A 12,435-nucleotide genomic window follows, 5' to 3' on the forward strand; every position below is an offset into this window, starting at 1 on the left:
ACTTACCACAATATTAGTTAGACGCTTGAATTGGGCATGGGTCGCTTTGTTGGAACTAGCCAGCAGGGATATATAGATAGCTGCCGGTCACTCAAAATCGATGTGAGTAAGCCCTCCATGTTCATCCTCTTCAATTATTCCCACGCCCCCAGGCCACTCTGTTGACCTGTGTTTTGAAACTTCCTCATTTTGGTGGAGTTCGCGCTGTGGTGGCTTAATTGTTTTGCCCGGTTGATTCGTGGCGCCCACCCGAATCCTGATTTTTGGCCCGGAATTGCCTAAGCGAATTGTCATCCCGTCCACAACTGACACCTGAGCGATCGGTCTATCATCTACATAAGTGCCGTTAGCACCAAAATTAATAATTTCCCAGCCATTGGCGTGATTCCACAGCTCTACGTGGTGGCGGGAAACTACAGCGCTGTAAATAATTACATCATTGTCGTTCGAGCGGCCGATCCGAACCACAGGTTCTGATTCAAAACACCAACTTTGAACTGGGACAGATTGGATAGGATGTAACAGAGTTAAGGTAATCACGGATGTTTTGACACTCCACCGCCAGACACAAAGGGGGAGGCTTCCAGATAGATTCTGTGGGATAAAAACACAAAAAATTTGATTTTGAAAGGCGTCGTCAGTGCGCCAGGATTGTCTCTATCTGCAGTAAAAGGTGAAATTTTGGCTGCTTGAGGCATTTGAACAAACTTTTGATCCTTAGCTTTTAGCGCAGGCGGCAGCAATTTCCCCCCCTTTTTTCCCTGCTCAACCAGAGATTTCAACTCAGACCCGCGCTGGTTGCAGATCTGATTCGAGTTCTCGATCGGGCAACAATCAACGACCGACGAATCGCTGTTTGTAAAGAAAGAAGTTAACCAATTATTAATCCTGGGGTCTCTAGATAAAATACTTGTTGGTTGTATCAAACAGCCTAGGTCTTTTTGAGTTGCTAACATTTTCCTTATTGATGCGATACCTTTAAAATACAATGCTTTGAGCAGCACTGGAATTTTGAGCGACAACGCATCAATCTCTGATAGCCCCAAAATACCGATCGACCTTCCTCGCGCGCGCCGCCCCAGAATGTGCTCGGCAATTAGTCGCAGGGCGAGCGGGAAGGCCCAACTTCAGCTCAAATCTGACTCGGGCTGCTCCGGGTTGGGATCGGGCGGGACAGACTCTTGCCTTTGCCGCTTCAACTCTGCAACTTTTTCTTGAGCTACATCCCTGACTTCTAGAGCTTTATCTTGGAATTTTTCCGCCAGACTTCGAGCGCCCCGCTTCACACCTGCCACATTTTTGAGAGTTCTGTCGAAATCTTCATGTAAAAACTCTGCTACCAGACCGACTTTTTTGTGCAGTCCTTCCGCGTACTGCACTGGCTCCGATACAGCAGCTTCAGAGACGATCGCCCGCTTGCTGCCAATAGTCGAAATAGCTGCCACAGGTAACAAGTAAATGTCGTCTAAAACACCGCGCCAGCCGCTCGATTTAAATAGGTAGTGGGTGACTGAACCCGTGCGGACATCAAATAGATAGTCAACTACTGCACCTGCCTGATTCCCAGCGTCCGTGAGCACCTCAAGCCCGATCGGACACACAGCTTGTTCCGGCTGATGCAATTCCGGCAGTTCCGGGTTAATGGTGACAAAAACATTTTCGCCTACCGTATCAACTTGCGCCCAAGCGAACCAAGTTTTTTTGCTGCCCAAAAGTCCCGACTTGCAAGTAAAGCCGATCGCCCGCTGGGAGTGAGCATCGAGCCAAACCCGATCTACCCTGCCGACCTCTTCCGCTGTTCTGCGGTCGATCGTGCGACGGTTGAGCAGTTCGCTGCGCCTAACAATCTGTGGTGATGTACTCATAAATAAACTCCTGAGTGCCTCCTTTGAAAAATGTCGATCGTCCAAAGAAGCCGATTTAATATTCTTCTTCCGAATAATGGCGATTATTATCTGCCTCAGTTAACTCCTCCTCTTCCCTGGAAGTGCCAACTTCTTTGTGGTCGGGAACAGGAATCGTGCTAATGTGCACGCCGCCCGAGGGAGCGTTAATTTCCTTAGCCTCCCTGGGCTTGACGCTAATTTGTCCTAACGGGACTGAGGACTGATTCGGACCTACGTTGATTTGAATTTTCGGCCCTGAGCGAGCCAAGTGAACGATCAGACCGTCCACAATGGGAACCTTAGCGATCGGCTTACCATCGAGGTAAGTCCCGTTGGTACCTAAATTGATCAGTTCCCAAGTTATGCCGCTGCGCCGCAATTCGATGTGGCGACGAGAAACCACAGCGCTAAAAAGAACGACGTGGTTTTCGGTCGAGCGCCCGATCCGGACGACCTGCTCGTCTTCAAAGATCCAACTGCGGACGGGTATAGACTGGAGTGGATGTAGCAAGGTCAGCTTAATCACATTGGCAGCATTGAGTTTTGGTAGAGCGCCTCAAGATGCGATTTTAGATTTTAGACTTTCGATCGCCCAATCCAAACTCGCTCTAAGAGATTTGAAATAAAAACGTAACCAGGTCTCCTTTGCCCAGAGAGATGCGGTCTCCCGGTCGTAACCGATGGCGGTTTCCCTTGGGTAGAGGAGTATTGTTGACGTAAGTGCCGTTGGAACTGCCTACATCTTCTAGGTAGCAAGCATCTCCCTCCACCCGGAGATTTGCGTGTACCCGAGAAACTATCTCAGAATTAGCAAATCCCGAAACATCGATATCCGGCGGTACTAAGTCATTGGGCTTGCCTATGTGAACCACAGACAGACTGTGAGGCAATTCCATCGGCGTATTTGTCTGAACGTGTAACAGGCGCGCCGACTGCTGTTGCAGTTGAGTTTTAGCTACACCTGCTGGCTGTGGGCCCGGAGCCGGAGGAGAGATATTTACTGGTGTTGCCACCGATTCAGTTGTAACAGGAACCGAGGGCGAAGGTGGGGGATCTGGAATCGTCGGAATGCTGGCGGGAGTTTTTTCCAAGTTGAGACCCTTATTCAGGGTAACTAGAGGTTCCATTGCCATCAAGGGCTCGGGTGGCACTAAATCCGGCGCCGGTGACGATACCACTGTGGGGCCTACAGGCGAGGGGGACCGTACTGTCCCGTCAACTTCTGGAACTATGGAACCCGGACGCAAGTTAAAGCCACACTGACCGCAAAATGCTGCATCTGTCTGAACTGCTGCACCGCAGTTCGAGCAACTTGCGGTAACAGGTAAAGGCGTGTAGCAAGCCTCACACTGGCTGGCCCCGTCGGGGTTCTGGTGATTGCAATTGGGACAGACAATCATCGATTTCTCCTTGCTATCGGCCAGATTTTCAAATCAGCCTCATAAAAATACTCGTGTATATGGTCAAATTTTAACTTTAACCGCCACAATTCTTATATTGCTTCGCTAATACTAGCAACTGAGCTGACGCCGTGACGTTAGCTCTGATGGCCCTGATTGACTTAGTGATAATGCTGAGTGTGTTGACACGCTTGCTGCTCTGTCAGCTATTTTACTGCTTCGCCAGCCGCCGCATCGAGCAGCCACCAAAGTTCGCCTTCTGGTTGAACGAGTCTGGCTGGATAGGTCATTTCGTCAGCAGCAGGGGCAAAAATTTGAGCTAGGGCGGGTTGTTTGCTGGCTCCTGCGACCATGAAGATGACGCACCGGGCCCGGTTGATTAAGGGCACTGTAAAGGTAATGCGGGGTTGACCGTCTTTGTTGCCGACAGTTACTAGGGCATCCCGGACTTCCAAGGCTGCTGTGCCGGGAAATAGAGATGCTGTGTGGGCGTCGTCTCCTATGCCCAATAAAATGATGTCGAAAGCAGGAAATTCGCCCTCGGATACTTTGAAGAACTGCTGCAATTCGGTTTGGTGCGCCGCCGCGTCTGCTGCGGGGTCGCCGGCGCCTGTGGGCATGGGGTGGATGTTGCTGGCGGGGATATTCACTCGATCGAGCCACGCGAGGCGCGCCATTTTTTGATTGCTGTCTGGGTGTTCTTGGGGAACATAGCGTTCGTCGCCCCAGAAAACGTGAATTTTGTCCCAAGGCAGGTCTTGGGCTGCTATCGCTCTGTAGAGCGGTTCTGGTGTGCTTCCGCCCGCTAAGGCGATCGTACAAAGTCCGCGTTCTGCTATGGCTTCTGAGATTTTCGACAGCACAATTTCCTGCGATCGATCTATTAGTTGTTCCCGATTTGCTAATACTTCAACTACTTTTTTCATTAATTTCCTCTCAACTTTCCTTGGGTGTTGTTCTCAGCAATTGCCAATTTTACCTTGACATTTTGGTTTGAGGTCGAGCTGCTGACAGACTCGGCAGGCAAGACACCGCATTCCGTAATATTTTATCATCTTATGCCCCTTGATTTAAGGCAAGCAAGACATATTTATACCAGTGCTTTATGGATATTTTCACCGATTGCATTGAGCTTTCGCAACTTTCAATCAAAATTTTGATCTTACTCGGAGCATCTCTGCAGAAAGTAAAAAGCGTTTTTTGGGAGTGCGATCCGTCGCGCACAGCAAAGTCTATAAATATAGCGAGCCGGACGATCGCACACCGACAGTAAAAGCAAAACCGAGATGCTCGCGATCGCGCTTACCCCGGCATAGCAAAAATAATCAAGATTGATGTGGTAGACTAGGAAAAATAGTTTTAAATCCGCACGCTCGGATGGAAGCAAAACTATGTCAAGTTTTAAGCGATTTCCTACATCTGTCCGCTATCTAATAGCGCGGTTGCGCCACTGGAGCCAACCGGCGGTTTGGGCTCCGTTAGCCGTGCTGTGTGCGGGGGGGTTATTTATCTGGGAGGTCTCTGTAAACCCAGAAAGGTTGAGCATAGATGGCGAAGAAGAAGTAGCCACAAACAATCCAGCTTCGCTATCGGGACTATCTGCTGAAGATACCGCGATTGCGGCTGAAATCGACAGCTCACCAGTGCTAGTCAATCAGTTTAATGGTTCTACTGCTTCTGAACTGAACTTGTTAAATTCATCAGTAGTAAAAAGCCAAGGTTTATTCGAGGAACTTCGAGATCGGGGCTTAGAAACTCCTCAGCCATATTCCGCCCCCAAGCGAGTAGGAAGCAGCGGATTTTTCTCCTTGCCAAATTTAGCAAATCCTGCTGTCGAGACCGGAAACAATAACCCCCAAAATTCCAGCTTGCCAAGTTCAAACGCAACATCAGCGTTGAGTTTATCTAACAGCGGGAAACTGACTTCCGGGATAAAAACGATCAAGCCTGAGTCTGAGGGTACAGCGACAGCAACTTTATCGCAGGCGTCGAGTGATGCTAATTCAGGTAAACAAAACGAAAATTCTCTGCCTTTGAGTCCGCTGCAAGCAGCTATGAAAAAATACGTCGTTGCTAACACTTCGGCAACGGCGACTTCGGTTGAGAAAACAACAGACTCGGCTAAATTGCTCGATCGACCGGCTTCCGATCCGGCTGCAGTAAATGCGACAAATTTGCTCCCAACGACCGCTACAGCTCAAAGTAGAGCAAATTCTGTGAATGTTCCCACAGCACTTTCCCCACTTGTGGCTCCGACAAATACTGTGAGCAAGGAATCTCAAGAATTCTTACAACCGACAGCTACAGTCCCTGAACCATTGGCGGGGTTAACTTCTCGAGTACCGACCCTCCCCGAAATTAATGCAGGAACTCCAACGGTGGCTTTGCCAAAAAATCCCTACCAAACTAATTTATCCGGTTCAGGATTTGCACCTGAAGTTCCACCTGTGGCATTTCCAATAGCCATACCTTCGCCAACACCTCTACTGCCAAATGTCGGTCCATCTCCCTTTCCAATTGGGATTGGGGGAAGCAAGATAATTAGCCCTCAATTCTCTCCCAATTCAGCAAATTCTCAATTTCAAACACCTCCACCGAGTCAACTTAACTTGCCTGAGCCACCTAACTTTGGAGTTGTTCCCCAAAATACAAATCAGGGCGTGCATCCCATTCAACCTCAAGCTTTTGCTACACCCCGCTCCCTGGCTCCAGGACGCTACATTGGCGGTGGCCAAATCAATACTTTTTCTAATCCTTAAAATGAAGGAAGTTCGGCCACGAAAACGATATTCTCAATTCCCAATACTTAGGCTAGGCGGTTCATGGCATTCGACTTCGGTTTTCCTCAGCTTAGTCGAAGGGAAGGGAGCCGAAGGCAGTGGAAGGGCAGTACAAGTTCCGAATTACCTATTCTCAATGTTAGGGGTAAAACTTACCTAGCGGCGGCCCGCACCAACAACAATCCCCCGATTCCCAAGCCAAACATAATCGGCAGCCAAGCCGAAAGAATCGGAGTCAAAACAGCTTTCACGCCCATAGAACTGGTCATGAAAGAAAATACGTAGTAAGTGAAAATCACAACTACGCTAATACCAAAACTCGTTCCTCGACCGGAGCGGCGCGGTTGAGTTCCCAAAGCTGCTCCCACTAAACCAAAGACCATGCAGACGAAAGGAAAAGCATATTTTTCTTGAATTCGCACCTTTAATTTGCGAATTTGCGGTTCGTCGCCACTGTTTTTAATGATATCCAAACGCTCTAAAGCTTGGGCAATGTTCATTTCCTTGAAATCCCGCACTCTAGCCGCTAAATCTAAGGGCGTGCGGGGGAGCTGCAATTGCTGGTGTTGAAACCTAACTATATTCCGGTAAGAGCCATCAGGAGCTACTATATAAGCGGTTCCGTTGAAAAAATCCCAGGTATTTTCTGAGGGATTCCAAGTAGCGGATTCTGAAGAAACAATTTGATTGAGGCCTGGGGTAGAGCGATCGATAATTGTTAAACCTTTCATTCGCTGGCCGTCAAATTGTTCTGCATAAAAAAAGCGGGCGAGGATTTCGTCGCCGCCTTTTTCTGGTTTGCGAAATTCTGTGTAGATAATATTTCTGTCTTGAAATGTCGGTTTTTCTCGCTTCAGGGCTCGGTCTAAAGTCAGAGTAGCTCTGTAGCTGGCAGCAGGTACAACTAACTCTTGCAAAGCAAAGGTGAATCCTGCAACAATTAAACTCATTATCACAGCAGGCAGTATCAATCGGTATACGCTGACTCCGCAACTGCGGAGGGCGATGAGTTCGCTGTCGCTGGACATTCGGCTGTAGGCCATTAAGGTTGCTAGCAGCATCGACATCGGGAAAGCCAATACTACAAAGTAGGGAATTTGCAAGAGAAAAATTTCTATGGCTGCGCCGTAGGGGAGGCCGGATTCTGCTACTCTGCGGACTAATTCAAATAAAGCTCCAACTGTGACTGCGACGGATGTAAAGAGTCCGACGCCAAAGAGAAATGGCCCGATTAGTTCTTTGGTAATGTACCAGTCCATTACTGAAATTCTCGGCAGCCAGTTGATGGGATTCAAAGAATTGGATATTGCTATTTTCATAGTTTGGGCTTTTTGCAGTTTGCTCCTCAATCTAACATCTCAAATCTAAAATTATCCCCATGGGGAATGCCTTCAAAAGACTATCGCACGAAGTTGTCACCTAAGTAATACTGACGCACTAAAGGGTTGCTGTAGAGTTCTTCTTCAGCCCCCGATGCTAAAATTTGGCCGTCTCGCATGATGTAGGCTCGATCGGTAATTTCGAGGGTTTCTCGGACGTTGTGATCTGTGATGAGGATGCCGATTTTACGATCGCGCAGTTTAGCAATAATGGTTTGAATTTCGTCTACGGCGATTGGATCGACGCCTGCAAACGGTTCGTCTAAAAATAGGAACATCGGGCCCTCTCGCCCAGCAGCTAATGCTCTGGCTAGTTCAGTCCGCCGCCTTTCTCCCCCGGATATTTGAATTCCCAAACTAGATGCTATTTTTTCTAAGCGAAATTCTTGCAATAGGAAATCGACTCGATCGCGCCATTCCCAGCGCGGCACTTGAGTTTGTTCTAGGACTAACAAAATGTTGTCCCGCACGCTCAGGTTTCGGAAAATGCTTGCTTCTTGAGCGAGATAGCCAATTCCCAAATGCGCTCGCTGGTGCATCGCCAATTTAGTAATGTCTAAATCGTTTAGCCAAACAGTTCCTTGATTGGGTTTTTCTAATCCGGTTGCTATGTAAAATGTTGTGGTTTTGCCGGCACCGTTAGGGCCAAGTAGTCCTACGATTTCTCCTTGGGCTACCGAAAGGTTGACGCGACTAACTACATTGCGTTTTCCGTAGGATTTGTGAATATTTTCGAGTACAATTTTCATTTTCGCTCCCGGCAACCTCTACAAGCTAAATTTCAGACTGCGGCTTTGTGCGATCGACTCTCTAATTTAAATTTTACCTTTTCAAGGTTGTGAGTTTTATAAAGACGAAATTTCGCATCTATCCCAAGTAGTATGTTTTGGCTGAGGCGAAATTTCGCTGCTGCAAGCCACTGTTACCGGGGGGCTGTAGTTGGACGTGGGGAGCCTACTGCATTTTGGGCTGCTGCATCTTGTTCCGGGGCAACCAGATAAACAGATTCTACCTGTCCTGGGTTGTCTGGTAGCGCAATAAACCGCCCTTCGTCGATCAGGTATGTTATGGTTTCGCCGCGCAGGCTGTTGCCCTGCTGCAATACGTAAACATCTCCGCTGAGAATGATCCGGCGCTCGCGGCTGAAATATTGAGCTTGAGCTGCGGTTGCTTGTATTTGGCGGGCTGGATAGTTGATTTGGACGTTGCCGCGGGCTGTCACGATGCCGGTTTTGGAGTCGGCTTCTTGAATGTCCGATCGCACACTCAGAGTGCGGGGCGGCCCGGCTTGCGGGTAGGTGGGAGAGGCGATCGCGCCTGCCAGAGTGAGGGGCAACAGCAGCGATAATCCTTTGAATATTCGGGAATGAAGTAGTTTAGCGGAGAGCATCATAGCTTACAAGCCTCAAAATTTGTAAAATTACTGTCGCTCAACCTCCAGTTTTGACACTGACAGATCAGCTACCGGGAGCATTTAACTTGTCTGTTCAGACTGAGTGAAGGACGCCGGACACGGCAACCGGAACATTTTTCTTGATGGAGATTAGATGCACAACAGCTTATCAGTTAAATATTTTATTTTAACAGCCGGAAAGAATTTCGGACTTGTCGATCGATTGACCCGAGAGTCTCAACCAATTATCCTAGCAAGACAGCAGCCACTTTCTTTGCCTGTTTAGCCCATTTGCGGGATTTGCAAGTTTTTTGACGGTTGCCCGGAGCGGGAAGTTTCGGGCTGCCTCCGAAAGTGGAAGGCATAAGCTCTCCTAAGGCAGAAATCAGTTATGTAAAAGTCCGCTGTCAACTAATAACTAATCGGTAACACTTAGGGTAATGAACTGTAAAATCATGTCCGCTCCGGGTTTGCCAACGCTTAAATACTTGCATTCCTAATGCCGCGTTCAGATGGAAGACCAACGATTGATTTTGATAACTATCTTGTCTTCGTTTAACTCAAGTTGAGCCGGGATTTCTGTGGCTTCAAATAAATAAATGAGTTGCCAAGGGCTTTTCGTTTTTTCCAATCGCCTCCCACTGCCGCTAAGATTTGTTTTTTTGACATTCCCAACACGAGCTTATCCACAAGTAGCTCGTTCTCAAGAGTCCGCAAGGCCTTCTCAACCCAGCACCGATACCATCTGCCAAAAGACAATTCCATTGGATAGAAATCCTCTTTGCCGACCCAAATCGTGCTGTATGCGGGACCGTTTACGACCAAATAACAGTAAATGGCGCAACCCTGATGGCAGAGTTCCAACACGCCGGGGTATTCGTCTCTATCTCCCCACGGCTCCAACTCCTCATCTGAATAAAAGTCTGTTGCTTTGGTGAATGGGAATGGTTTGCTTAAGTCACGATACTGTGCTGCCTCTTCAAGAGGCTCTAAACCGTAAAATGGCCCTGCTCCACCGTTGCCAATTTCTTTCAAGAATAAACGGTAGTCTTCGGGCAGCTTGACTTGATGTTCCTGCTCAAAACTCTGCAACTCGGCTTCCGCAAGCGTTGGCCCCTGTTTGTATTGGTGAAAATTTGTGCCGAACACGCGCAAATTTTTATCGGCTTGCCGCAAGCGTTCAAGTAGGTATCCTAATTCTTTTGATCTCCTATTATTTATTACAGCAAATTGTCGGTAAATGTGATACACTAAATTCAATCACCAGTGTATGGCGTGCGCTCGACTTTGCCACTTGTTGCTATTATAATTCATAAACTTGGAATATGCTGTATTTGTTCTACTTTGAGGATTCGCGGCAATTGCAAGTCGCCAACTTCTTTACCTGTTAAAATTGGCACAAATTCAGAGACTTTTTCCGGGCCGGCTTGTTGTAAAGCGCTCAAAAGTTTAGCACTGTGTCCGAGCAAGTCTTCAACGGCAATTCCGGCATAACTCGGCTGATAATAACTGAGCCGATTTATTCCTTCTCCAAGCAAGATTACTGCCCCGCGCCAGTTTTGATTTCCTAAGTGATAAAGGGCGACGGCGATTTGCAATATTCCCTGATAAAACCTTTTTTCCGGCTCATCGGCTTCCATCCACAAAGCCTCTAATGTGTCGTGACAAGCGTAAAAATCTTGACTGTTAAACTGTTCGATGCCTTGCCAAAACTCGATCGGAATTTCCTCTGTCATTCGATTGGAGATTGGGGATTTTCGATTGCGGATGTGTGTTTGAGTAGGCGGCGATCGATTGTTTTTTATAGCTAAATCTTAAAAATAGGAAAAATAACGACCTGTTTTCAAAACTGCTGCCATTTCACGACCGCCTACTTAACCGATTACATAGTCTCTCTGACAGCTTGAATCTGATCCATTCCAATTTCCTGATTAGTTCCCGCGAAATCGTTATCTGGCGTCAGAAATAACATACAGTGACACTCTTTGCGCTCGCGCATGGGAATGCACGGACAGTTCCAGTAGGCGGCTTTTACTTCTGCTTCTTTATCTTCGTAATGGCGACAAGGGCATAAGGGAGCGCCTAGTTCATCCTTGTGTTTTGCTAGTCCTTCTATGACGACAGCAGTGACAGAAGGCTCGGAACAAAAGTAAGTTCCGGTGCGCTTGGCATAGGTTTCGGAGAAATTCTTCATCGCCTCCAAAGTTTTTTCGTTGGAGAGTTTAGATTTTTCTGTTGTGTTCATAGTTTAGGATCGGAGTTGAGGATGCTACGAGCTTTTGACAATTGTAGCGCAGAAGGTGATTTTAAACACTGGTATATTTCTGTTTAGTTACAAGGAGGAAAACCTTGACAAAGATTGAGTTTTAGGTTGTTGGTTTTTTAGTGGTTTTTCTCTATCCCGGAGGGTGCGCGAAACTGGCGGCAGACCCGGTTTTTGGAGCAGCCAAAAGATTTGGGCGCTCGATCGCCCTCAACAATCATCCCCCAAAGGGTATAAAAATCGGATAAGATAGCACAGCCCTGTCCCTGTTAGTGGCATCTGATGGCAACTTCCCCGAACTGGACCGGCATCCGCGATCGAAAATCTCCTCCGTCTGGGCTGATTTGGCCGCCTGACACCGAGTTAGTCGGATTAGTGTTTGAATTGACTCCCGCCGTTGCTAGCTATCTGTACGCGCCGTATGCTATGGGTTTGCACGCTTGGTTTTTAGGTCAAGTACACCAAACTGACCCGGATTTATCGAAACTTTTGCACGATGGACAGTCCGAAAAAGCCTTTACTATTTCGGGATTGGAAGGTGATTTGCTCCCCGGTCGCAAAGAATTTCAGCTTTTGGGCGATCGCATTTATCGCTGGTACGTAACAGGACTTTCAAAGCCTGTAGTGCAGTGGCTGAGTCAGTGCCTGCAAAATTTGCCCTAAGAGATAGATTTGCGAAATGCTTCGCTGCTAATTCGCTCTTGGGATATTGCTTTTGCTCCCACAACTTACCAGCAATTATTAACAGCATAACCCCCATTTTCGCTAACCATCAAACTTAGTTTTGTGACTCCTACAAGTTTTCTTAGCAAAGGCTATCACTTCCCTTTGCCAGTTCCCGAAAATGTTTTTCACAGCTATTTGCGCCGCTGGAATAACTTTTCGGGGGTAAATTTTGACCAAGCAGAATTTTTGAACTGGATTGATGAAAATGTAATTATTAGCCACCACAAATTGGAGTCGCAAAAGGTAGCGGTGGGCAAAAAAGGCATGGTAACTGGATTCACTGGGGCTGTCGAATTTGGGCTAGGGTGATCGGCTCACAATCGTCCTGATTTTGTACAATTATTTTATGCTTTGGGGCGGTTAGCGCCTTACTGCGGCACTGGCCACACAACAACTTTTGGATTGGGACAAACGCGAGCAAAATGGTTGACAGAAGCGCTACCTGAAGTGTCGATACAAAGCATATTGGCGGCGCGCTGGGGGGGTGACAACCAGCCTGAAACCCAGATGAGGTAAAGATTGAAGCCATTTGTGGTAAAAAAGGATAGGCAGCAGAATTGTGACACTCGCTTCCTATCCCAAAAATAAATGTTACCAACATTCTATCA

At 47.6% G+C, this 12,435-nt stretch carries 15 protein-coding genes; 3 read left to right on the top strand and 12 right to left on the bottom strand.

Annotated elements, in window-relative coordinates; all coding sequences use genetic code 11:
• Positions 1-87 precede the first annotated feature (87 nt).
• The 6 genes from QUA38_RS08985 to pgl all read right to left on the bottom strand — a co-directional run bounded on the left by QUA38_RS08985 (position 88) and on the right by pgl (position 4,212).
• On the bottom strand, positions 88-540 hold the full coding sequence (locus QUA38_RS08985; protein WP_333160988.1) for an FHA domain-containing protein: 453 nt from the start codon (positions 538-540) through the stop codon (positions 88-90).
• Positions 537-1,046 carry a hypothetical protein gene (locus tag QUA38_RS08990; RefSeq protein WP_333160990.1) on the bottom strand — a complete coding sequence of 170 codons (510 nt, stop codon included), beginning with the start codon at positions 1,044-1,046 and terminating at the stop codon, positions 537-539. The genes QUA38_RS08985 and QUA38_RS08990 overlap by 4 nt, the downstream gene beginning before the upstream one ends.
• An 81-nt stretch (positions 1,047-1,127) precedes the next feature.
• On the bottom strand, positions 1,128-1,865 hold the full coding sequence (locus QUA38_RS08995; RefSeq protein ID WP_333160992.1) for a PRC-barrel domain-containing protein: 738 nt from the start codon (positions 1,863-1,865) through the stop codon (positions 1,128-1,130).
• 55 nt (positions 1,866-1,920) lie between these two features.
• A complete protein-coding gene (locus QUA38_RS09000) occupies positions 1,921-2,412 on the bottom strand; it encodes an FHA domain-containing protein (RefSeq protein WP_333160994.1) in 492 nt (163 codons plus the stop codon).
• An 82-nt stretch (positions 2,413-2,494) separates the two neighbouring features.
• Positions 2,495-3,286 carry an FHA domain-containing protein gene (locus QUA38_RS09005; protein WP_333160996.1) on the bottom strand — a complete coding sequence of 264 codons (792 nt, stop codon included), beginning with the start codon at positions 3,284-3,286 and terminating at the stop codon, positions 2,495-2,497.
• A 206-nt stretch (positions 3,287-3,492) separates the two neighbouring features.
• Positions 3,493-4,212 (bottom strand): 6-phosphogluconolactonase, encoded by a 720-nt coding sequence (gene pgl, locus QUA38_RS09010; protein ID WP_333160997.1) that lies wholly within the window; start codon positions 4,210-4,212, stop codon positions 3,493-3,495.
• Positions 4,213-4,677: 465 nt separating this feature from the next.
• Between pgl and QUA38_RS09015 the strand changes: the two genes are divergently transcribed.
• The gene (locus tag QUA38_RS09015; RefSeq protein ID WP_333160999.1) at positions 4,678-6,045 is read left to right on the top strand and encodes a hypothetical protein; all 1,368 of its coding nucleotides are present in this window, start codon (positions 4,678-4,680) and stop codon (positions 6,043-6,045) included.
• Between the two features lie 173 nt (positions 6,046-6,218).
• Here QUA38_RS09015 and QUA38_RS09020 read toward each other — a convergent pair whose 3' ends face one another.
• From QUA38_RS09020 to QUA38_RS09045, 6 genes are all read right to left on the bottom strand, one after another.
• Complete coding sequence (locus QUA38_RS09020) at positions 6,219-7,385, bottom strand: LptF/LptG family permease (protein WP_333161001.1); 1,167 nt, start codon at positions 7,383-7,385, stop codon at positions 6,219-6,221.
• Positions 7,386-7,465: 80 nt separating this feature from the next.
• The gene (gene lptB / locus QUA38_RS09025) at positions 7,466-8,194 is read right to left on the bottom strand and encodes an LPS export ABC transporter ATP-binding protein (RefSeq protein WP_333161003.1); all 729 of its coding nucleotides are present in this window, start codon (positions 8,192-8,194) and stop codon (positions 7,466-7,468) included.
• Positions 8,195-8,367: 173 nt separating this feature from the next.
• Positions 8,368-8,838 carry an LptA/OstA family protein gene (locus QUA38_RS09030; protein WP_333161005.1) on the bottom strand — a complete coding sequence of 157 codons (471 nt, stop codon included), beginning with the start codon at positions 8,836-8,838 and terminating at the stop codon, positions 8,368-8,370.
• 555 nt (positions 8,839-9,393) lie between these two features.
• A complete protein-coding gene (locus QUA38_RS09035) occupies positions 9,394-10,089 on the bottom strand; it encodes an SMI1/KNR4 family protein (RefSeq protein WP_333161006.1) in 696 nt (231 codons plus the stop codon).
• A 59-nt stretch (positions 10,090-10,148) separates the two neighbouring features.
• The gene (locus QUA38_RS09040) at positions 10,149-10,574 is read right to left on the bottom strand and encodes a DUF309 domain-containing protein (protein WP_333161008.1); all 426 of its coding nucleotides are present in this window, start codon (positions 10,572-10,574) and stop codon (positions 10,149-10,151) included.
• A gap of 146 nt (positions 10,575-10,720) precedes the next feature.
• Positions 10,721-11,083 (bottom strand): ferredoxin-thioredoxin reductase catalytic domain-containing protein, encoded by a 363-nt coding sequence (locus QUA38_RS09045; protein WP_194012549.1) that lies wholly within the window; start codon positions 11,081-11,083, stop codon positions 10,721-10,723.
• 300 nt (positions 11,084-11,383) lie between these two features.
• Between QUA38_RS09045 and QUA38_RS09050 the strand changes: the two genes are divergently transcribed.
• Together QUA38_RS09050 and cas6 are read left to right on the top strand one after the other, a co-directional pair.
• Positions 11,384-11,764: a hypothetical protein gene (locus tag QUA38_RS09050; RefSeq protein ID WP_333161010.1), complete on the top strand. Its 381-nt coding sequence runs from the start codon at positions 11,384-11,386 to the stop codon at positions 11,762-11,764.
• A gap of 123 nt (positions 11,765-11,887) precedes the next feature.
• Positions 11,888-12,136, top strand: coding sequence for a CRISPR system precrRNA processing endoribonuclease RAMP protein Cas6 (cas6, locus tag QUA38_RS09055; RefSeq protein WP_333161012.1), 249 nt, complete (start codon positions 11,888-11,890; stop codon positions 12,134-12,136).
• The last annotated feature ends 299 nt before the right edge of the window (positions 12,137-12,435 follow it).

The sequence above is a fragment of the Microcoleus sp. Pol12B4 genome, assembly GCF_036701385.1.
In the GTDB taxonomy this organism is placed as follows: domain Bacteria; phylum Cyanobacteriota; class Cyanobacteriia; order Cyanobacteriales; family Microcoleaceae; genus Microcoleus.